General features: G+C 56.0%; 20 protein-coding genes. 12 read left to right on the forward strand and 8 right to left on the reverse strand.

The genetic code is table 11. The annotated features are described in order from the left end of the window. The first annotated feature begins 18 nt into the window (after nucleotides 1-18). The 4 genes from ugpA to ugpQ are packed head-to-tail and all read left to right on the forward strand — an operon-like array spanning nucleotide 19 to nucleotide 3562. Nucleotides 19-906 carry a sn-glycerol-3-phosphate ABC transporter permease UgpA gene (gene ugpA / locus PMI17_RS15710; RefSeq protein ID WP_009128542.1) on the forward strand — a complete coding sequence of 296 codons (888 nt, stop codon included), beginning with the start codon at nucleotides 19-21 and terminating at the stop codon, nucleotides 904-906. Continuing rightward, nucleotides 903-1748 carry a sn-glycerol-3-phosphate ABC transporter permease UgpE gene (ugpE, locus tag PMI17_RS15715; protein WP_009128544.1) on the forward strand — a complete coding sequence of 282 codons (846 nt, stop codon included), beginning with the start codon at nucleotides 903-905 and terminating at the stop codon, nucleotides 1746-1748. Before ugpA ends, ugpE begins: the two co-directional genes overlap by 4 nt. Beyond that, a complete protein-coding gene (locus PMI17_RS15720) occupies nucleotides 1749-2822 on the forward strand; it encodes a sn-glycerol-3-phosphate import ATP-binding protein UgpC (RefSeq protein WP_009128546.1) in 1074 nt (357 codons plus the stop codon). It begins immediately after the preceding gene. After that, complete coding sequence (ugpQ, locus tag PMI17_RS15725) at nucleotides 2819-3562, forward strand: glycerophosphodiester phosphodiesterase (RefSeq protein WP_009128548.1); 744 nt, start codon at nucleotides 2819-2821, stop codon at nucleotides 3560-3562. The genes PMI17_RS15720 and ugpQ overlap by 4 nt, the downstream gene beginning before the upstream one ends. Here the strand turns inward: ugpQ and PMI17_RS15730 are convergent. Further along, nucleotides 3559-3843, reverse strand: a complete 285-nt coding sequence (locus PMI17_RS15730) for a DUF2756 domain-containing protein (RefSeq protein WP_009128550.1) — start codon at nucleotides 3841-3843, stop codon at nucleotides 3559-3561. The two genes, ugpQ and PMI17_RS15730, sit on opposite strands and share 4 nt — an antisense overlap. Nucleotides 3844-4049: 206 nt before the next feature. On the opposite strand from PMI17_RS15730, the gene ggt reads away from it, so the two are divergent. Beyond that, nucleotides 4050-5801 (forward strand): gamma-glutamyltransferase, encoded by a 1752-nt coding sequence (ggt, locus tag PMI17_RS15735; RefSeq protein WP_009128553.1) that lies wholly within the window; start codon nucleotides 4050-4052, stop codon nucleotides 5799-5801. A gap of 293 nt (nucleotides 5802-6094) precedes the next feature. Here the strand turns inward: ggt and PMI17_RS15740 are convergent, their stop codons facing one another. Continuing rightward, nucleotides 6095-7666, reverse strand: coding sequence for an AbgT family transporter (locus PMI17_RS15740; protein WP_009128555.1), 1572 nt, complete (start codon nucleotides 7664-7666; stop codon nucleotides 6095-6097). 173 nt (nucleotides 7667-7839) lie between these two features. Between PMI17_RS15740 and gntR the strand changes: the two genes are divergently transcribed. The 3 genes from gntR to gntU all read left to right on the forward strand — a co-directional run bounded on the left by gntR (nucleotide 7840) and on the right by gntU (nucleotide 10857). Next, nucleotides 7840-8835, forward strand: coding sequence for a gluconate operon transcriptional repressor GntR (gene gntR / locus PMI17_RS15745; protein WP_009128557.1), 996 nt, complete (start codon nucleotides 7840-7842; stop codon nucleotides 8833-8835). Nucleotides 8836-8977: 142 nt separating this feature from the next. Continuing rightward, nucleotides 8978-9514 carry a gluconokinase gene (gene gntK, locus PMI17_RS15750; protein WP_036621490.1) on the forward strand — a complete coding sequence of 179 codons (537 nt, stop codon included), beginning with the start codon at nucleotides 8978-8980 and terminating at the stop codon, nucleotides 9512-9514. A 2-nt stretch (nucleotides 9515-9516) separates the two neighbouring features. Continuing rightward, nucleotides 9517-10857: a gluconate transporter gene (gene gntU, locus PMI17_RS15755; protein ID WP_009128561.1), complete on the forward strand. Its 1341-nt coding sequence runs from the start codon at nucleotides 9517-9519 to the stop codon at nucleotides 10855-10857. An 82-nt stretch (nucleotides 10858-10939) separates the two neighbouring features. On the opposite strand, the gene PMI17_RS15760 is transcribed toward gntU, so the two are convergent. The 6 genes from PMI17_RS15760 to PMI17_RS15785 form a co-directional block, all read right to left on the reverse strand. Continuing rightward, nucleotides 10940-12565, reverse strand: a complete 1626-nt coding sequence (locus PMI17_RS15760; protein WP_009128565.1) for a Na/Pi cotransporter family protein — start codon at nucleotides 12563-12565, stop codon at nucleotides 10940-10942. Nucleotides 12566-12675: 110 nt separating this feature from the next. Continuing rightward, entirely contained in the window at nucleotides 12676-13668 is a 993-nt protein-coding gene (locus PMI17_RS15765; RefSeq protein ID WP_009128567.1) for an ABC transporter ATP-binding protein, read from the reverse strand. 2 nt (nucleotides 13669-13670) lie between these two features. Next, nucleotides 13671-14456, reverse strand: coding sequence for an ABC transporter permease (locus tag PMI17_RS15770; protein WP_009128570.1), 786 nt, complete (start codon nucleotides 14454-14456; stop codon nucleotides 13671-13673). A 10-nt stretch (nucleotides 14457-14466) separates the two neighbouring features. After that, a complete protein-coding gene (locus PMI17_RS15775) occupies nucleotides 14467-15312 on the reverse strand; it encodes an ABC transporter permease subunit (RefSeq protein ID WP_009128572.1) in 846 nt (281 codons plus the stop codon). Beyond that, nucleotides 15312-16121, reverse strand: a complete 810-nt coding sequence (locus PMI17_RS15780; RefSeq protein WP_009128575.1) for an alkaline phosphatase family protein — start codon at nucleotides 16119-16121, stop codon at nucleotides 15312-15314. Before PMI17_RS15780 ends, PMI17_RS15775 begins: the two co-directional genes overlap by 1 nt. Nucleotides 16122-16184: 63 nt before the next feature. Beyond that, nucleotides 16185-17246 (reverse strand): ABC transporter substrate-binding protein, encoded by a 1062-nt coding sequence (locus PMI17_RS15785; RefSeq protein ID WP_009128577.1) that lies wholly within the window; start codon nucleotides 17244-17246, stop codon nucleotides 16185-16187. 224 nt (nucleotides 17247-17470) lie between these two features. On the opposite strand from PMI17_RS15785, the gene PMI17_RS15790 reads away from it, so the two are divergent. The 4 genes from PMI17_RS15790 to ubiA all read left to right on the forward strand — a co-directional run bounded on the left by PMI17_RS15790 (nucleotide 17471) and on the right by ubiA (nucleotide 20153). After that, on the forward strand, nucleotides 17471-18169 hold the full coding sequence (locus PMI17_RS15790; protein WP_009128579.1) for a UTRA domain-containing protein: 699 nt from the start codon (nucleotides 17471-17473) through the stop codon (nucleotides 18167-18169). Between the two features lie 70 nt (nucleotides 18170-18239). After that, nucleotides 18240-18650 (forward strand): phosphate-starvation-inducible protein PsiE, encoded by a 411-nt coding sequence (psiE, locus tag PMI17_RS15795; RefSeq protein ID WP_008109934.1) that lies wholly within the window; start codon nucleotides 18240-18242, stop codon nucleotides 18648-18650. Between the two features lie 92 nt (nucleotides 18651-18742). After that, on the forward strand, nucleotides 18743-19261 hold the full coding sequence (gene ubiC, locus PMI17_RS15800) for a chorismate lyase (protein ID WP_009128583.1): 519 nt from the start codon (nucleotides 18743-18745) through the stop codon (nucleotides 19259-19261). Between the two features lie 7 nt (nucleotides 19262-19268). Further along, nucleotides 19269-20153 carry a 4-hydroxybenzoate octaprenyltransferase gene (gene ubiA / locus PMI17_RS15805; protein ID WP_009128586.1) on the forward strand — a complete coding sequence of 295 codons (885 nt, stop codon included), beginning with the start codon at nucleotides 19269-19271 and terminating at the stop codon, nucleotides 20151-20153. The last annotated feature ends 12 nt before the right edge of the window (nucleotides 20154-20165 follow it).

The raw sequence follows: 20165 nt of genomic DNA on the forward strand, positions 1-20165 counted from the left end.
TCTTTGATTGAGCCTGCTATGTCCTCATCGCGCCCCGTATTTCGCTCCCGTTTTCTGCCCTATTTGCTGGTGCTACCGCAACTGGTGATTACCGCCATTTTCTTCCTGTGGCCCGCCGGTGAAGCTCTGTGGTATTCGCTGCAAAGCATTGATCCTTTTGGTATCTCCAGCACCTTCGTGGGTTTGGCGAACTTTAAGCGTCTGTTCAATGACGAATACTATCTGGCATCCTTCTGGACCACCATTGAGTTCAGTGCGCTGGTGACGATTTGCGGCATGACTTTTTCCCTGCTGGCGGCGGCGCTGGTGGATTACGTCATTCGCCTGCGCAAGCTATATCAAACGCTGCTGCTGCTGCCGTACGCGGTCGCGCCGGTGGTAGCGGCGGTGCTGTGGATGTTCTTGTTCAATCCGGGCCTCGGTTTATTCAGCCACCTGCTGAACCAAATGGGCTACAACTGGAACTATGCGCAAAACAGCGGTCAGGCGATGTTCCTGATTGTATTGGCGTCGATCTGGCAGCAAATGAGCTACAACTTCCTGTTTTTCTTCGCGGCGGTACAGTCGATTCCCAAATCGCTGGTGGAAGCCGCTGCGATTGACGGCGCGGGTCCGGTGCGCCGCTTCTTCAATTTGTCGCTGCCGCTGATTACGCCGGTGAGCTTTTTCCTGCTGGTGGTCAATCTGGTTTACGCCTTCTTCGATACCTTCCCGGTGATTGATGCCGCCACCGGCGGTGGTCCGGTACAGGCCACCACTACGCTTATCTACAAAATCTATCGCGAAGGCTTCACCGGTCTGGATCTCTCCTCCTCCGCCGCGCAGTCGGTGGTGCTGATGCTGCTGGTGATTGGCCTGACCATCCTGCAATTCCGCTTTGTCGAGCGTAAGGTGCAATACCAATGATTGAGAATCGACGCGGGCTGGATATCTTCAGCCATACCTTGCTGGTGCTGGGCGTGCTGACCATTCTGTTCCCGCTTTATATCGCCTTTGTGGCGGCGACGCTGGATAACGAGGCGGTGTATCAGGTGCCGATGACCTTAGTACCTGGCTCGCATCTGTGGGAGAACATCTCGCGCATCTGGACGCACGGCGTCAACGGCAACGGCCCGGCATTTGGCATGATGATGTTTAATAGCCTGCTGATGGCGCTCGGTATTACCGTCGGCAAAATCACCGTCTCGATGCTCTCCGCTTTCGCGCTGGTGTGGTTCCGTTTCCCGCTGCGCTCGCTGTTCTTCTGGCTGATTTTCATCACCCTGATGCTGCCGGTCGAAGTGCGTATTTTCCCGACGGTGGAGGTGATTTCGACGCTGAACATGCTCGACAGCTACAGCGGCTTAACGCTGCCGCTGATGGCGTCCGCTACCGCCACTTTCCTGTTCCGTCAGTTCTTTATGTCATTGCCGGACGAGCTGATAGAGGCCGCGCGTATCGACGGCGCCAGCCCGATGCGTTTCTTCTGGGACATCGTACTGCCGCTATCAAAAACTAATCTCGCCGCGCTGTTCGTGATCACCTTTATCTATGGCTGGAACCAGTATCTGTGGCCGCTGCTGATCATCAACGATGCCAGCCTCAGCACCGCTGTGGCGGGGGTGAAAAGTATGATCAACACCAGCGGCGGCCCAACGCAGTGGAATGAAGTGATGGCGGCAATGTTATTAACCCTGATTCCACCGGTGGTGGTGGTACTAGTGATGCAACGTGCGTTTGTGCGTGGCCTGGTGGAGAGTGATAAATAAATGGCAGGCGTAACCCTTCAGACCGTTACCAAGTCGTATGACGGCAAAAATCAGATCATTCAGCCACTGAATATCACCATCAATGATGGCGAATTTATGGTGATGGTCGGCCCTTCCGGCTGCGGCAAATCGACACTGCTGCGCATGGTGGCAGGCCTCGAGCGCGTATCGTCTGGCGATATCTATATCGACGACAAACGCGTCACCAATATGGAGCCGAAAGATCGCGGTATCGCCATGGTGTTTCAGAACTACGCGCTCTATCCGCACATGACGGTGGGCGAAAACATGGCGTATGGCCTGAAAATTCGCGGCATGGGTAAAGTGCAGATTGAGCAGCGCGTGATGGAAGCGGCGCGCAGCCTGGAGCTGGATCATCTGCTGCATCGCCGTCCGCGCGAATTGTCTGGCGGACAGCGTCAGCGTGTGGCAATGGGCCGCGCCATCGTGCGTGAACCGGCTGTGTTCCTGTTTGATGAGCCGCTCTCCAACCTCGACGCGCGTCTGCGCGTGCAGATGCGTCTTGAGCTGCAACAGCTGCATCGCCGCCTAAAAACCACCAGCCTCTACGTCACGCACGATCAGGTAGAAGCCATGACGCTGGCGCAGCGTGTGATGGTGATGAACAAAGGCGTAGTGGAGCAGGTGGGTACGCCGGTGGAAGTGTATGAACGTCCGGCCAGCCAGTTCGTTGCCTCCTTTATCGGCGCGCCGGCCATGAACCTGCTGCCGGGACAAATCAGCAGCGACGGCACGCGTTTTACCCTGGATGCGCTTAACAGCTTGCTGCTGGGTGAAAGTAAAGCCAAATGGGCCAACCGTCCGCTGACGCTGGGCATCCGTCCCGAGCATATTCAGCTCAGCAGCCGCGAGGCCGGCGGCATTCCGCTGGTGGTGGAGACGCTGGAGATGCTCGGTGCCGATAATCTGGCGCATGGCCGCATCGGCAACGTGCGCATGGTGGTGCGTTTGCCGCACAGTGAGCGCCCGCAGGCGGGCAGCACCTTGTGGCTGCATCTGCCGTCAGATGCGTTACACTTCTTCGATTCAACCTATGGAAAGCGTCTGGAATGAGTCAACACAACTGGCCTTATCCGCACATTGTCGCGCATCGCGGCGGCGGCAAACTGGCCCCGGAAAATACCCTCGCGGCGATTGATGTCGGCGCGCAGCACGGCCACACCATGATTGAGTTTGATGCCAGGCTCTCGGAAGATAAGCAGATTTTCCTGCTGCACGATGACACGCTCGATCGCACCAGCAACGGCTGGGGCGTGGCGGGTGCGCTGTCGTGGCATAAGCTGTCCCAGCTGGATGCGGGCGGTTGGTTTAGCCGCGATTACGAAGGCGAACCGCTGGCGCTGCTGAGCGAAGTGGCAGAACGATGCCGCCAGCATCAGATGATGGCCAATATCGAGATCAAACCGACGACCGGTCAGGATGTGGAAACCGGGCGCAATGTGGCTCTCGCGGCACGCGAACTGTGGCAAGGACAAACCGCGCCGTTGCTCTCATCCTTCTCTTATGCCGCGCTTGAAGCGGCGATGCAGGCGGCGCCCGAGCTGCCGCGCGGCTTACTGCTGGATGAGTGGCACGACGACTGGCAGGCGCTGACGGCGCGTCTGGATTGCGTATCGATTCATCTGAATCACAGATTACTCGACGCTGAACGTACCGCGCTGCTGAAAGCGGCCGGTCTGCGGATTCTGGTGTATACCGTGAATCAGCCCGCGCGCGCGCGCGAGCTGCTAAGTTGGGGCGTCGACGCCATCTGCACCGATCGTATCGACACTATCGGTGCGGACTTCCGCTAGTTCTGCTGCTTAAGCTGGCCCGGCTGCGATTGAATCACCTGCTGCTGGGCACTGTTACGCTGTTCCTGCACCTTGCGCTGCACATCCTGGCTTTGCTGCTGCTGATCCTGCTGCAGTTTACGCTTTTGCTGTTGCTGCTGATTCTGCATTTGCGACTGCATCCGCTGCTGGCTCGGGTTATAGCCGGGTTGGTTCGGGTCGTTGGTGCTATTCAACATATTCGCCATGCTGCTTAACGGCAGCAAAGCGGCGATCACAATTAGCCATTTGTTTTTGTTCATGGTGTTTCCTCCATCAATGCAGCCTGCTGTGTGGTGTTGTTGCGCAACAGGCAACAACGGCTACTGACATAAGTTTATGCTATATCTCAAACCCCTTATCCAGGAGTGCACCTAATTTAACTTTACTGCTACGCTTTTTACTGTATTTGCAAACACTTGCATCAATTAATAACAAATGTAAATAACGTAAAAAGGGTGGTGACAGGATGAGGATACAAGGCAACGTGCGTCAGTTCGGCTGGGCATTGCTGATGAGTTTTACCGTGGTGCAGGGCGCGAACGCCGCGCCGACCAGTGCACCGCCGGTTTCCTATGGCGTCGATAGCGACACTTTTCACCCGGTTAAGGCCAAACATGGCATGGTGGCATCGGTTGATGCGCTGGCCACTGAAGTGGGTGTCGATATCCTTAAGCAGGGCGGTAACGCCGTCGATGCAGCAGTGGCGGTTGGCTTCGCGTTGGCGGTGACGCATCCGCAGGCCGGTAATCTCGGCGGCGGTGGCTTTATGCTGCTGCGCACCGCATCCGGCCGCACTACCGCTATCGACTTCCGCGAAATGGCGCCGGCGCGCGCATCACGCGATATGTTCCTCGACAAGCAGGGCAACGCTGATAGTAAGTTGTCACTCACTTCTCACTTAGCCTCCGGCACGCCGGGCACCGTGGCCGGTTTTGCGCTGGCGGCGCAGAAATACGGCACCTTGCCGCTCAGCACCTTGCTGGCGCCGGCTATCAAACTGGCGCGTAACGGCATCATAGTGAACGATGCGCTGGCCGACGATCTCGCCACCTACGGCAAAGAGACGCTAATCAATCACGACAATAGCCGTGCGATTTTCTACAAGGCCGACGGCAAGCCATATCAGAAGGGCGAACGTCTGGTGCAAAAGAACCTCGCACATAGCCTGCAGCTGATTGCCCAGCAAGGTCCGGATGCGTTCTATAAAGGCAAAATCGCCGATGAGATTGCCGGTGAAATGGCACAGCATGGTGGGTTGATCGGCAAGCCGGATCTGGCGGCCTACCGCGCGGTGGAGCGTAAACCGGTGAGCGGCACCTATCGCGGCTATGAAGTCTTCTCCATGCCGCCGCCGTCGTCCGGCGGGATTCACATCGTGCAGATCCTCAATATCCTGGAAAACTTCGATCTGGCGAAATGGGGCTTTGGCAGCGCCGATGCGATGCAGGTCATGGCAGAGGCGGAAAAGTACGCCTATGCCGACCGTTCGGAGTACCTGGGCGATCCTGACTTCGTCAACGTGCCGCAGCAGGCGCTTACCAGCAAAGCCTACGCCAAAACGCTGGCGCAGCAGATTGACGTCAACAAAGCGCGTCCATCCAGCGAGATCAAACCGGGTAAACTGGCACCGTATGAAAGTAATCAAACCACGCACTTCTCGGTAGTCGATAAAGAGGGCAACGCGGTAGCGGTGACTTATACGCTGAATACCTACTTCGGCAGCGGCATTGTGGCTGGCCAAAGCGGTATCCTGATGAACAATGAAATGGATGACTTCTCAGCTAAACCGGGCACGCCAAACGTCTATGGCTTAGTCGGCGGGGAGGCGAATGCGGTGCAACCGGCCAAACGTCCGCTGTCATCGATGTCGCCCACCATCGTGGCGAAAGACGGGAAAACCTGGCTGGTTACCGGCAGCCCGGGCGGCAGCCGCATTATCACCACCGTGCTGCAAATGGTGGTCAACAGCATCGATTTTGGGATGAACGTGGCTGAAGCAACCAACGCACCACGCTTCCATCATCAATGGTTGCCGGATCAGCTGCGGGTCGAGAAAGGCTTTAGCCCGGATACGCTACGCCTGCTGGAAACCAAAGGCCAGCATGTGAAAGTGATGCCTGCGATGGGCAGTACGCAGAGCATCATGATTGGGCCGGACGGCACGCGCTATGGCGCATCCGATCCGCGTTCGGTGGATGATTTAAGCGCGGGATACTAATCACCCTGCTTTGTAGGGTCGCCACTCATGGCGACCAGGTTTGCAGGTGCGCATCAATGCGCACCCGACATTGATAATCAGCAAAATGGTGAAAATCCCCTTTAACATCAAGGGATTCTATCTTGCCATCAATGCAAAAAAATTCGCTAAAAGGGTTTACAGACGCGAATGATAATGATTATTATTGTCATGCGAGCTCGGAAACGTCTCCTGACATCTGGGTAAGCACGACATTGCTCACATTGCTTCCAGGTATTATTTAGCCAGCTCGGGTGCTGGCTTTTTTTTTGCTTTCACATGGTGTACCAGGTTGCCGCTCCGGGCCCAACCGGCAGATTGAACACGAACACCCACAGCACAAACAGCAGCGTCCAGCCAATCATAAACACCACCGAATACGGCAACATCATGGCCACCAGCGTACCGATGCCCATGTCACGACGATAGCGCGCCGCCACCGCCATAATCAGACCAAAATAACTCATCATCGGCGTTATCACGTTGGTCACAGAATCGCCAATGCGGTAAGCCGCTTGAATCACTTCTGGCGCAAAGCCCACCAGCATCAGCATCGGCACAAAGATCGGTGCGGTAACCGCCCATTGCGCCGAGGCGGAGCCAATCATCAAATTGATAAAGCCGCAGATCATGATGAAGCAAACAAACAGTAGCGGTGCGCCCATATCCAGTGATGCCAGCAGATTGGCGCCTTTCACCGCCACCACGGTGCCGAAGTTGCTCCAGTTAAAGAACGCCACGAACTGCGCAGCAAAGAATACCAGTACGATGTACATGCCCATGCTGCTCATGCTGGCAGACATGGCGTTGATCACATCACGATCGTTGCGCATATTGCCGATGAGTCGGCCATACACCATGCCTGGAATAGCGAAGAAGACAAAGATAAACACCACAATGCCTTTCAGGAAAGGCGAGCCCGCCAGCGTGCCGGTTTTCGGATTGAGCAATACGCCGTAACCCGGAATGACGGTTAGTATCAGCAGCATTGTGACGCCCAGTACCGCCCAGCCGGCACCTTTCAGCGCCCGACGTTCAGTTGCTGTGAGCGCGCCCATATCGCCACGCACCGCATCGCCCTCGCTATCCTGATATTTGCCCAATTTCGGTTCGACGATGCTGTTGGTAATCCATGTACCCAGAATGGAAATCACGAAAGTGCTGACAAACATGAAGTACCAATTCACTTCCGGGCCAACATGGTAGTTCGGATCGATAATCTGTGCGGCGCTTTGGGTAATACCCGACAGCAGCGGATCGATGGTGCCGAGCAATAAATTCGCGCTGTAGCCGCCTGAAACCCCAGCAAACGCTGCAGCCAGGCCCGCCAATGGATGACGGCCCAGCGAGTGGAAAATCATGGCTGCCAGTGGAATCAGCACCACATATCCCAGCTCCGAAGCCGTATTGGAGATAATACCGGCGAAGACGACAGTGAAGGTGATGAGCTTTTTCGGTGCGTTAAACACCAGTGCGCGCATTGCTGCCGAGAGCAGCCCCGAATGTTCGGCAATGCCCACGCCGAGCAAGGCAACCAGCACGGTGCCGAGTGGTGCGAAGCCGGTGAAGTTGGTAACCAGATTGCTGACAATACGCTGCAGACCTTCGGCACTCATTAGGCTAACCACGTGAATCACCCCATCCGGCGCGCGGCCCGCCGCCCCAATAGGGCGCGGATCCATGACGCTGACACCGAAGGCGGCAGCAACGGCTGATGCGACAATAATAAAGAGCGCAAAGATCGCGAACAGCGTTATTGGATGGGGCAGCAGGTTGCCGAGCCACTCAACGGTATTCAGAAAGCGTTCAATAGGACGCCTGGTGGATGCAGAAGTTTGGTCCGTCATGATTGTCCTTGTTATGTCTTTAGGTGCTAATTTGCAGGACTGCCGATGCTCTTTGTTCTCACTCTGATTAGCTACAAGACCCTTCTCGTTAGTTCAGCCGTAAGGTTTCCCACAAAACCTGAACCTGACAAAAAATGATAAACTCGGGTTACCTTTGATCTCAGGCGCACACGATGAAGAAGAAAAGACCGGTATTACAGGACGTTGCCGATCGCGTCGGCATCACAAAAATGACCGTCAGCCGCTACCTGCGCAATCCTGATCAGGTCTCAGCGGCGCTGCGCGACAAAATCGCTGTGGCGCTGGATGAGCTCGGTTATATCCCCAATCGCGCCCCCGACATGCTCTCTAACGCCACCAGTCGCGCTATCGGCGTGCTGCTGCCTTCGCTGACCAACCAGGTTTTTGCAGACGTGCTGCGCGGGATTGAAGCCGTCACCGATGAAGCGGGTTATCAAACGCTGGTGGCGCACTTTGGTTACAACGCGCAGAAAGAGGAGCTCCAGCTGCGTTCGCTGCTCGGCTGGAACATCGACGGCGTGATTCTCACCGAGCGCACTCACACGCCAGGCACGCTGCGCATGCTGGAAGTGGCGGGCATTCCGGTGATTGAAATGATGGATTCGGTAACGCCTTGCCTCGATATGGCGGTAGGCTTTGATAACGTCGAGGCGGCACGTCAGATGACGCATGCTATCCTGAAAAAAGGGCATCGCCACACCGTTTATCTCGGCGCACGCCTTGATGAACGTACCCTACAGAAACAGCAAGGTTATGAAAAAGCGATGCGCGAAGCCGGGCTGACGCCGCACAGCGTGATGATGGAAGATGCTTCTTCATTCAGCGCCGGCGCGCAGCTGCTGTGCGAAGCGCAGAAGCGTTATCCTGAGACCGATAGCCTGTTCTGTACCAACGATGACCTGGCGGTTGGCGCGATGTTTGAGTGCCAACGCCAGGGATTGCGCGTGCCGCAGCAGATGGCGATTGCCGGTTTTCACGGTCACGACATTACGCAAGTGGTGAATCCGCGCCTCGCCACGGTGTTAACGCCGCGTGAGCGCATGGGTCGTGAATCGGCGGCGATGCTGCTGGCGCGCATTGGCGGCGATCGCAGCGTCACGCAACCATTGGATGTCGGTTTCGAAATTGCCGAAGGTGACAGCATCTGATTTTGGCGAATTTATGAGTCAGTTCACACTTTCGTGCTTTTCCGCCTAACAAGGGTTGCCAGCCTTTGAGTGGGCTCCGACAATGATGACTGAATTTGTTATCGGTAACATTGGGCAGAAATCACTGCCGGAGCGCAAAACAATGACTACGCCATCTCCATCGCACCACGTCTTTATCCTGATGGGCGTTTCCGGCAGCGGAAAATCTGCCGTCGCCAATCAGGTCTCTCACCAGTTAAACACTGCGTTTCTCGATGGCGATTTCCTCCATCCGCGCAGCAACATCATGAAAATGGCCGATGGTCATCCGCTGGACGACAACGATCGCCAGCCGTGGCTGCAGGCGCTGAATGATGCGGCGTTTGCCATGCAGCGCACCCAGGAAATCTCTATTATCGTCTGCTCGGCGCTGAAAAAGTCCTATCGTGACATCCTGCGTCAGGGCAACGAGAACCTGAAATTTATTTATCTGCAGGGCGATTTCGAGACCATCGAATCCCGTCTGAAGGCGCGTAAAGGTCACTTTTTCAAACCGCAGATGCTGGTGACGCAGTTCGCTACGCTGCAGGAACCCGGCGCGGATGAGCCCGATGTACTGGTGGTTGATATCAATCATTCACTGGATGAGGTAGTTGCGGCCACGGTTGCGACCATTGAGGGTGCAATCAACAAGGGTTAGTCATGAGTACCGCAACGCTAGTGTTAACCGCAGCAGGCTCTGTCCTGCTGCTGCTGTTTTTGGTGATGAAAGCGCGTATGCACGCCTTTGTTGCCCTGATGTTAGTCTCCATTGGTGCCGGTCTGTTTTCCGGCATGCCGCTCGATAAAATCGCCGAAACCATGGAAAAAGGCATGGGCGGAACGCTCGGCTTTCTCGCCATTGTGGTGGCGTTGGGCGCGATGTTCGGCAAAATCCTGCATGAAACCGGCGCGGTCGATCAAATTGCCATCCGCATGTTGAAAACCTTTGGTGAAAGCCGCGCGCACTATGCGATGGGCGTCGCCGGGTTAATCTGCGCGCTGCCGCTATTTTTCGAAGTGGCGGTGGTGTTGCTAATTAGCATTGCGTTCGCGGTGGCGCGTCGCACCAAAGGCAATTTAGTCAAGCTGGTGATTCCGCTCTTTGCCGGGGTGGCGGCGGCGGCGGCGTTTCTGTTGCCTGGACCGGCGCCGATGCTGCTGGCTTCGCAAATGCACGCCGATTTTGGCTGGATGATCCTGCTGGGCCTGTGCGCGGCAATCCCGGGCATGCTGATTGCCGGTCCGCTGTTTGGTAACTTTATCGCGCGTCACGTCAGCTTTAGCGCCCCGCCGGAAGATCACCAACCGGAAGTGGAAGAGGGCAAACTGCCGTCGTTTGGCTTTAGCCTGGCGCTGATTCTATTCCCGCTGCTGTTGGTCGGTCTGAAAACCATCGGCGCGCGCTTCACCACGCCGGGTACGCATTTGTATGAGTGGCTGGAGTTTATCGGCCATCCGTTCACGGCGATTCTGCTGGCCTGTCTGGTGGCGATTTATGGCCTGGCGTACCGTCAGGGCATGGATAAAGAGAAGGTGATGCAGGTGTGCGGCAGCGCGCTGCAGCCGGCGGGCATTATTCTGCTGGTGATCGGTGCGGGCGGCGTGTTTAAGCAGGTGCTGGTGGATTCGGGTGTGGGCCCGGTGCTGGGCCACGCGTTGACTGGCGCAGGTATGCCGATTGCGCTGGCGTGCTTCATTCTCTCCGGTGCGATCCGCGTGATTCAGGGCTCGGCTACCGTGGCGTGTTTAACCACCGTGGGTTTGGTGATGCCGGTGATTGAACCGCTGCACTACAGCGGCGCGCAGCTGGCGGCGCTGTCGATCTGTATCGGCGGCGGCTCGATCATTATCAGTCACGTGAATGATGCCGGCTTCTGGCTGTTTGGCCGCTTTACCGGCGCCACCGAAGCCGAAACGCTGAAGACCTGGACGCTAATGGAAACCATCCTCGGTACCACTGGCGCGATTGTCGGAATGATTGCGTTTAGTTTGCTGTCGTGATGTAAAACCCGCGCAATAAATTGCGCCGCTACGGAATGCAAATGTTTGTAGCGGCGCGATTCATCGCGCGTTTTTGAACTTATCAATCCTCATCCCGCTCGTCATCCGGCTGATCTAACACCGTGTACGCCACGGCGCAGAACAGCGAATTCAAACGTTTCATATCGCCCAATAATCCAAGATGCAGCGAGCTGGTTTCAATGCTTTGCACATTTTGCAGATGCAAACGCTCGACGTGCGCGTGGGAGAAGCGGCGAATCAGAATGCGGAAACGATGTTTAGAGCGGCGCAGGCGTTTGGCGCTGGTCACATCGTGCGACAGAAACACCGACAAACTCAGGCGCAGGTTATACAGCACCTGCTCCTGCAAGGTTTGCAGCTCCTCCAATCCTTCCGCTGAGAAGGCGCGGCGCGCGGTCAGCGACTTATCCGCTACGTCGGCGCACATGCGTTCAATAATATCGCCCGCCTGTTCCAGATTGAGCGCCATCTCAATGATCTCCGCCCAGCGGCGGGAATCATCCTCCGGCAAATCCTCTTTCGGCATGCGCGCCAGATAGAGTTTGATCGCGGTGTAGAGCACATCCACATCATCATCCAGCCGCCGCACCGCGCGCTCTTCACGCAGGTCGCCGTGCACCACTTTATTGAATGACTCAATCATCTGCTCGACCACGTCGCCAATACGCAGCGTTTCGCGCGAGGCATTTGCCAGTGCTAACGCCGGCGTATCCAGCGCGCTACTGTCGAGATGTTTGGGTTTCAGATGGGTTTCATTCTCCGCATCGTCATCAATCATGTGGCGGCACAGACGCGCCATCGGCTCGGCAAACGGCACCATCACTAAGCAGCGAATCAGGTTGTAGAACACGTGGAAGAAGATCACCAGCTCCTCATCATTGACCGGTAATTTGTCGAGGATGTCGGCGACGAAATTGACGAACGGTAAAATGGCGATGCTGCCAATCAGCTTGAACAGCAGGCTGCCGAGTGCAACACGTTTGCCGGCGGCGTTGGAGCCGCTGGCGTTGATCATTGCCAGTAAGCCGCTGCCGAGGTTGGCGCCTATCACCAGGCAAAGCGCGACTTTAAACGAGATGACGCCGGTTGCCGTCAGCGTAGCGGTAATCAGCACCGCCGCGAGGCTGGAGTAACTGATGATGGCAAACACCGCGCCAATCAACGCATCGAGCATCACATCGCCAGTTAGCGTCGAGAACAGCACCTGCACGCCTGCCGCCTGGGTAATCGGTTTGGCGGCGGCGACAATCAGCTGCAACGCCAGCAAAATCAGCCCCAAACCTATGCTGGCGCGGCCCAGCTGACCGCCGCGCGTCTGCTTGCGGCTGAGGAAAAACACTACGCCAAAGAAGATGAACAGCGGCGAAAGCCACGTCAGATCAAAGGTCAGGATGCGCGCCATGATGGCGGTACCGACATCGGCACCCAGCACCACGACCAGCGCGGGCGTGAGGCTCACCAGATTCTGCGCGACAAAAGAGGTGACGAGCAGCGTGGTGGCGTTACTGCTTTGCACCAGCGCTGTGACGCCAATCCCGGCGAGAAACGCCATCGGTTTTTTTTCGACGCTGCGGCTGAGTACACGACGCAGATCGGCACCGTACACGCGCATGATACCGGTACGCACGATGTGCGTGCCCCACACTAGCAGCGCAACGGCAGAGAGTAGATTAAGCAGAGTTAACACGGTTAAAGGCTCCTCATCCGTCAGGCGCAAACAACACCGATTGCCAGCCTGACGGTGAGCGCAACCGGTAAAACCTTCGCCGCGTTGCGTTGCCCATTTTTTCGTTAAAATTAAGCGACCTGGCGCAACGTCGACATCTCTAACTGTAGCCCAATCTGCATGCCAGCGGGGTGCAAATCTGCCACGCTACGGTTGAGGACATCAATCGAGAGCTCGACGTTTTGTGCGCACACGCGATAGCGGATCACGTTGCCGAGCAAGCTGTGGCTGAGGATGGTGGCGGGAATGCCATCCTGTGGCGCACATAGCCGAATTGACTCGGGACGAATCGCCACCTGGCCGCTAAATGTTTGGCCGGTAAGCTGCAATGCCTGCTCGGCGCTCAGCAGGTTGTAGTTGCCAATAAATCCGGCGGCGAACAGATCGGCTGGCTCGGTATACAGCCTCTCAGCATTGCCGTTCTGCACGATCTTGCCACGATTCATCAACACGATGCGATCGGACATCGTCAACGCTTCTTCCTGATCGTGGGTGACGAACAGGGTAGTGAGTTTTAGTTCTTTTTGAATATTACGGATCTGTTCGCGCAGATGACGGCGAATACGCGCATCCAGCGCCGACAGCGGTTCGTCCAGCAGCAGCAAGCGCGGACGTGTCACCAGCGAACGTGCCAGCGCCACGCGCTGACACTGTCCGCCCGAAAGCTGATGCGGATAGCGGCGCGCGAAATCGGTGAGTTCGACCAGCGCCAGCACTTCCATCACGCGTTTTTGAATATCGCCGCTGGCCAGCTTCTGCATCTTCAGACCAAACGCCACATTCTTCTCAACCGTCATATTCGGAAACAGCGCGTAGCTCTGGAACACCATGCCAATGGTGCGCTTCTGCGGCGGCAGCGGCACGATATCCTGACCTTGCAGCAGCACTTTACCGCTATCAACGTCAGTCAATCCGGCGATGCAGCGCAGCAGCGTGGATTTACCGCAGCCGCTTGGGCCGAGCAGGGTGACAAACTCGCCCTCTTCGGCGCTAAAATCGATGTTTTCAAAAATGGCGGTCGGGCCGTAGCTTTTATTCAACTGAGTGACGTTCAGATAACTCATGGTCAGCCTCGTTCAGGATTGAGGGCATTCGCCAGCCAGGTGACCAGCAAAACGACGGCAAAATAGGAGATCACCAGCGCACTGGTGAAGTGGCCGCTGCCGTTGCGCATGTTAAACAGATAAACCTGCAAGGTTTCATAGCGGGTGCCGACCAGCATGTTAGCGAAGACGAATTCACCAATCAGGAAGGAGAAGGAGAGCAGCACCGCGATAAACACCCCTTTACGCAGGTTTGGCAGCACCACAAACAGCGCAGCCTGCCAGGTGCTGGCGCCGAGCAGCTGGGCGGCATCAATCAGCTCTTTCAGGTTGATCGCCTGCATGTTGTTGGAGATGGCGCGGTAGATAAACGGCAAAGCGATGGTGAAGTAGCAGCCGATCAAAATCCACGGCGTGCCGGTCAGCATCAAGGGTGACGACGAATAGAGCTGCAGCAGACCGACCGATGACACCACCGGCGGCACGGCGAACGGCATCAGAATCAGCACATTCATTACCGCATCCAGCTTCGGATAGTAGTAAGCGATCACAAACATGGCGGGCAGCACCAGCACCAGCGAGAATAGTAGCGCACCGAAGCAAACCAGCAGCGAATGTCCCAGCGCCGTCAGGAAACGTGGATCGCTCCACAGCGCAGTCAGCCATTTAAGCGTAAAGCCCTGCGGCAGAATAGTGTCGCTCCAGCTGGTGGAAATGCCGTACAGCAGCGTCGCCAGCAGCGGCGCGGCCAGGATGCACAGCAGCAGCCAGACAATCAGGCGATGGTAAAATTTTTCCGCGCGAGACACGTGTGGCTCCTTAAGACGCTTTGGCGTTGAGATAGCTGCGGCGCACCAGATATTGCTGCACCACGGTAATCAGCGCCATGATCAGCACCAGCAGCATCGCCAGCGCACCGCCGGTATTGGGATCGAGTGAGATATCGCCGGATACCAGCGCCGCGATGCGCACCGGCACCACGTTAAAGTTGCCGGTTGTCAGCGCGTAAATGGTGGCGTAAGCACCGAGCGCGTTAGCCAGCAAAATAACGAAGGTGCCGAGTAGCGCCGGGAACAGAATCGGTAAACCGATATGCCACCAATAGCGCCCGCGCCCCGCGCCCAGCAGCGCGGCGGACTCCTGCCAATCCTGCCGCAAGCCATCAAACGCCGGATAGAGCAGCAAAATGCCAAGCGGGATTTGGAACCAGGTGTAAACCAGCACCATGCCGTCGCGCGAGAACAGCTTAAAGCCCTCCAGCACGCCGTAATGGCGCAGCAGCAGCGTCAGGCAGCCGTTCAGGCCAAGCAGGATGACAAAGGCAAACGCCAGCGGCACGCCGGCGAAGTTGCTGGTCATGTTGGTAAATGACATTAAAAAGCGCTGAAAACGCCCGCTGCCGAGTTGATGTAACGAATATCCAGCAATCAGCGAGATCAGCAGACCATAAATGCTTGACCAGATGGAGATATCCAGCGACAGGCGAAAGGCCTGTAAATAGAACGGCGAAGTGAGAATATCGCTATAGTTATCAATGCCCCAACGCTCATTCATGTCGCTCCAGAAGCTGTTGATAGCAATCCACAGCAGCGGTGCGAGCTGAAACGCCACCCAGAACAGGGCAAAAGGCAGCAGCAGCAGGGAAGCGAGCGTTTTTCCCTTCATTACTGCGGCTCCGCCAGTAACGCGCGGCAAACCGGCTTATCATGCTCAACGCCGAGTAAGGTGCAAACGATACCGCATAGCTCGGTCTGCAGGGGTTTGAGATCCGGCTGCAGTGAAAAACCGCCGCCAAATACAAACAGCGGCACCTGCGTCTCTTCGGGCAAAATGCCGCCGTGCGAGCGGTCATCGTTCATGCCGTGATCGGCGGTGACAATCACCTGATATCCGGCGGCCAGCCAACCGGGCATCCACTGCGACAGGTAACCATCGGCCATGCGCGCGCGGTTGCGATATTGCGGCGATGACAAACTGTGTTTGTGCCCGGCATCGTCAATGTTCATCGGGTGGATTAGCAGGAAGTCCGGATCGTGGCGCAGGCGCAGGCTTTCCGCGTCCTCAAACAGATGGGAATCCGGATAGCCGTCGTCCCAGTAAAAGTGCCCATACTGAATCGGCAGGTCGGGTGCGATCGTATGCCGGTCGCGCGCCGTATTGAACGGGGAGTGATTGTAGAGTTCACTCACCCAGTGATAGGCGGCCGCAGCGGTGGTAAGACCGGCTGCACGCGCATAATGGAAGATGCTGCGCTGATTACTCAAGCGGCTGACGCCATTATGAATAATGCCGCTGCGTACCGGTGGAATGCCGGTGAGAATACATTCATACAGCGGACGCGACAGCGAAGGCAGCTCGCAGGTCAGCGTGTAATACTGGCCGTTGCCCTGCGCGCATTCGGCAAATAGATAGCCCATCGCGTGCTGCGCTACCTGGTTACTCAGGCCATCCAACACCACCAGGATTGTTTTCATCCCTTCTCCTTTATGGCAATCGTTAATCCAGGTGCGCATAAATGCGCACCCTACAAAACAACGTTACTGTTTCATATTGATGATGACGTTCTCCTGCCACAGGCGCGGCAGCATTTTCGACGTCTTATCCCATGCCGCCTGGTCTTTGATTGGACGGGCATTTTTATACTCAGACTGCGGTAACAGTTTGGCCTGCACGTCAGCCGGCAGGGTTAAATGCTCAGCACGAATCGGACGCGCATAGCCTTTCGCCAGGTTGATCTGGCCTTCATCAGACAAGATGTATTCACGCGCCAGCTTGGCGGCATTTGGGTGTTTAGCGTACTTGTTGATGATGGTGCTGTAGCCCGAGGTGACGGAACCATCGGAGGGGATCACCACTTCGTAGCGATTTTTGTCGATTTGATCGCGATAGTTCAGACCGTTGAAGTCCCACACCACGGCAACCTGAATTTCGCCTTTCTCGATGTTGGCAATCACCGGATCGGTTACGCCAAGACGGCCCTCTTTCGCCAGGTCACCGAAGAAGCTCAGCGCCGGTTTAACGTTCTTCTCGTCACCGCCCATGGCGTAGCTGGCCGCCAGTACACCGTTGGCCGCTTGAGCTGCAGTACCGACGTCGCCGATAGTGACCACATACTTACCTTTCTTTAAATCGGCCCAGCTGTGTGGCACATCTTTCACCTGCTGCTTATCGACCAGGAAGGCGATGGTGCCGGTGTAGGCCAGCATCCAGTTGCCATCCTGATCTTTCGCCCAGCTCGGAATTTGATCCCAATGCGTTGGCTTGTAAGGTTGTGCTACGCCTTTCGCGACGGCAATCGGACCGAAAGCGGCGCCCACATCACCGATATCGGCGCTGGCGTTCTCCTTCTCTGCAGCAAATTTTGCCAGCTCTTGCGCAGAAGACATGTCAGTGTCGCTGTGCTTCAGACCATATTTGCTGCTGAGATCACTCCAGGTATCTTTCCAGTTGGCCCAGCTATCTGGCATGCCGACGCTGTTAACCTGGCCTTCAGCGCGCGCGGCTTTTTCTAACGCGGCGAGGTCATTATCTGCAGCTTGCGCGGCAGGCAGCGCAAGCAGTACGGCACTGGCTACTACAGAGGCGATAAACGCTTTCATCTCGATTGCTCCCGGTATATGTTGTGGGACTTCTTGGTCTAGTCCAGCAAGAACCGAGCCAATGTAGCCCGAGTAGATGAAGGTTTTATGACCATGGTGGTGAAATGTGGTGTGGCGCGACGATCCACATGCGGTTACAGCGCGCTAAAGCGTGGGTTGACTCTTGTCACAGTGTAGTCATCGAACTGTCATAGTGCAGATTTGCCCCAAAATGAGGCTGAAAAATGTTGTCAAAAACGGCGGATATGATTGCGGCAGGCGTGCGGGAACGCATTGAAAACGGTGAATTTGCCAGCGGTCGTTTGCCTGCGGAGCGCGCGTTAAGCGAACACTATTCCACCACGCGCATCACGCTGCGTGAGGCGTTGGGTTTGCTGGAAGCGCAGGGCATAATTTATCGCGAATTGCGCCGTGGCTGGTTTCTCGCACCGCCGCGCCTGGTTTATAACCCTTCGCATCACAGCCATTTTCATGCGATGGCGGCCGAGCAAGGTCGCGTTGCCAGCACCGAAGTGCTTGAAGCGCGTGAAGTGCCAGCCCAGTTGGCGATTGCGCATCATCTGCAGCTGCTGGAGGGCGACAAGGTGTACCGCATTCGCCGTTTGCGCCGCATTGATGGCCGCGCGGTGTTGTATGTTGAGCATTACCTTAATCCAGCCTATTTCCCGGGTTTGCTGGATGAAGATCTCACGCGTTCACTCACCGATCTCTATGACCAGCGCTACGGCATCCGCTACGGTGGCGCGCGCTTTACTATTTTGCCGGGGCCACTTCCGGTGCGCGCTGCGCCTGCGCTCAATGTCGCCAGCGGTACGCCGGGCTTACTGATTACCCGCATCAACCGCGATCAGCACAAGCGAGTGATTGATTGTGACTGCGAGTTCTGGCGCTACGACGCGCTGTGCGTGGATGTTGAAGTATAAATATTGTGATTTTGATCACGCTACAGCATGATAGCGTCAGAAAGTTCTTGAGAGACTAAGGCGCGAAAAAATGACAATAAAAACAGGGGTTGGGCAGTACATTTCATTAGCATTGCAGTGGGTGCTCAACATTGGCCTGATTATTCTGGCCATTATTCTGGTGGTGTTTCTCGGTAAGGAAACCATTCATCTGGCCAATGTGTTGTTCAGCACCGGTGAGCAGACCTCTTCTTATCTGCTGATTGAAGGCATCGTGATCTATTTCCTCTATTTCGAATTTATCGCGTTGATTGTGAAGTACTTTCAGTCGGGCTATCACTTTCCGCTGCGCTATTTTATCTACATCGGTATCACCGCCATTATTCGCCTGATCATCGTCGACCATAAAAACCCGTTTGATACGCTCTATTATTCAGCGGCGATTTTGATTCTGGTGGTGACGCTGTGGCTGGCAAACAGTAACCGCCTGAAGCGCGAGTAATTACCCTTCTTTATCTGCCGTGGCACAACGAGCCGTGCCACGCATTCTCCTCTGCGTTAAACTAGGGCAACTTTTTTTCCGGAGATGTCCTGATGTCGCATGACGCGCTGCGCCAGTTACGCGCACTGCACTGGCTGCCAGCCTCTTCCCCACGGCTTTCTGCCCCTTTACTCGACTGGTTACTTGAAGAAGATTCCATGACGCGTCGCTTTGAGCAGCATTGCCAGCAAGTGACGGTAGAACTCATTCGTGAAGCGTTTATTGGTGCCGATGAGGTAACGGATGAAGCTGAATTTCTGCCAGCTGATCAACGCTTTTGGCTACGCGAAATTGTGCTGTGCGGCGATGGAGAACCCTGGCTGATTGGCCGCACCGTGGTGCCGGAAAGTACCCTTCACGGCCCGGAGCAGATGCTGCAACAGCTGGGTACGCGCCCGCTTGGTCGCTATCTGTTTTCTTCATCGACCCTGAGTCGCGATTTTATCGATCCTGGCCAGATAGACGATTTGTGGGGACGTCGTTCCCGCCTGCGTTTATCAGGCAAACCGCTACTGCTAACCGAACTGTTTTTACCGGCGTCGCCGCTGTATCGCGCGCTGGAGCAAGGATAAAACCACTGTGCAAAACACCTTACCCATGACCAAATGGCAGGCTTACTGCCGCCTGATGCGTATCGATAAACCAATCGGCACCGTTCTACTGTTGTGGCCGACGATGTGGGCGCTGTGGCTCTCGGGCATGGCGATTCCGCCGCTACCGGTGCTGCTGGTGTTTGTGCTCGGCGTCATCGTGATGCGTGCTGCAGGCTGCGTCATCAATGACTATGCTGACCGAAAAATTGATGGCCATGTCAAGCGTACCGCATCACGTCCGCTGGCCAGCGGCGCGGTAACGGAGAAGGAAGCCAAACTGCTGTTTGCCGGGCTGGGAATAGTGGCGTTTATGCTGGTACTGACCATGAACACCATGACCATTTTGCTGTCGTTTGGCGGTCTGGCGCTGGCATGGGTCTATCCGTTTATGAAACGCTACACGCACCTGCCGCAGGTAGTTCTGGGGGCGGCATTTGGCTGGGCTATTCCGATGGGGTGGGCGGCAGTTAGTGAGTCCTTACCTTTGGTGTGTTGGTTGGTATTCATCGCTAACATCTGCTGGACGGTGGCCTATGATACGCAATATGCGATGGTGGACCGCGATGATGATCTGAAGATTGGCGTGAAATCCACGGCGATCCTGTTTGGTCGCTATGACAAACTGATTATCGGTTTACTGCAGCTGGCGACGCTGGGCCTGATGGTACTGGTGGGCATGATGCTCAATCTGAATGGGGCATTTTACTGGGCGCTACTGCTGGCGGCAGGCTTATTTGTGCATCAGCAGAAGCTGATTGCTCAGCGCGAGCGCGATGCTTGCTTCCAGGCGTTTCTGAATAACAACTATGTGGGCATGGTGCTATTTATCGGCATTTTGCTCAGCACCGTACCGTTCGCCGATTTGCTGTAAACAAAAAAGGCG

The organism is Pantoea sp. GM01 (assembly GCF_000282675.1).
In the GTDB taxonomy this organism is placed as follows: domain Bacteria; phylum Pseudomonadota; class Gammaproteobacteria; order Enterobacterales; family Enterobacteriaceae; genus Pantoea; species Pantoea nemavictus.

Excerpts from the sequence above, each read along its gene's own strand:
- PMI17_RS15775 (WP_009128572.1), bottom strand. The coding sequence starts at position 15,312 with ATGAAGGGAAAAACGCTCGCTTCCCTGCTGCTGCTGCCTTTTGCCCTG.
- PMI17_RS15790 (WP_009128579.1), top strand. The coding sequence starts at position 17,471 with ATGTTGTCAAAAACGGCGGATATGATTGCGGCAGGCGTGCGGGAACGC.
- PMI17_RS15765 (WP_009128567.1), bottom strand. The coding sequence starts at position 13,668 with ATGAGTTATCTGAACGTCACTCAGTTGAATAAAAGCTACGGCCCGACC.
- ugpQ (WP_009128548.1), top strand. The coding sequence starts at position 2,819 with ATGAGTCAACACAACTGGCCTTATCCGCACATTGTCGCGCATCGCGGC.
- psiE (WP_008109934.1), top strand. The coding sequence starts at position 18,240 with ATGACAATAAAAACAGGGGTTGGGCAGTACATTTCATTAGCATTGCAG.
- PMI17_RS15720 (WP_009128546.1), top strand. The coding sequence starts at position 1,749 with ATGGCAGGCGTAACCCTTCAGACCGTTACCAAGTCGTATGACGGCAAA.
- ubiC (WP_009128583.1), top strand. The coding sequence starts at position 18,743 with ATGTCGCATGACGCGCTGCGCCAGTTACGCGCACTGCACTGGCTGCCA.
- gntR (WP_009128557.1), top strand. The coding sequence starts at position 7,840 with ATGAAGAAGAAAAGACCGGTATTACAGGACGTTGCCGATCGCGTCGGC.
- ugpA (WP_009128542.1), top strand. The coding sequence starts at position 19 with ATGTCCTCATCGCGCCCCGTATTTCGCTCCCGTTTTCTGCCCTATTTG.
- PMI17_RS15740 (WP_009128555.1), bottom strand. The coding sequence starts at position 7,666 with ATGACGGACCAAACTTCTGCATCCACCAGGCGTCCTATTGAACGCTTT.
- PMI17_RS15730 (WP_009128550.1), bottom strand. The coding sequence starts at position 3,843 with ATGAACAAAAACAAATGGCTAATTGTGATCGCCGCTTTGCTGCCGTTA.
- ggt (WP_009128553.1), top strand. The coding sequence starts at position 4,050 with ATGAGGATACAAGGCAACGTGCGTCAGTTCGGCTGGGCATTGCTGATG.
- PMI17_RS15785 (WP_009128577.1), bottom strand. The coding sequence starts at position 17,246 with ATGAAAGCGTTTATCGCCTCTGTAGTAGCCAGTGCCGTACTGCTTGCG.
- ugpE (WP_009128544.1), top strand. The coding sequence starts at position 903 with ATGATTGAGAATCGACGCGGGCTGGATATCTTCAGCCATACCTTGCTG.
- PMI17_RS15780 (WP_009128575.1), bottom strand. The coding sequence starts at position 16,121 with ATGAAAACAATCCTGGTGGTGTTGGATGGCCTGAGTAACCAGGTAGCG.
- gntK (WP_036621490.1), top strand. The coding sequence starts at position 8,978 with ATGACTACGCCATCTCCATCGCACCACGTCTTTATCCTGATGGGCGTT.
- gntU (WP_009128561.1), top strand. The coding sequence starts at position 9,517 with ATGAGTACCGCAACGCTAGTGTTAACCGCAGCAGGCTCTGTCCTGCTG.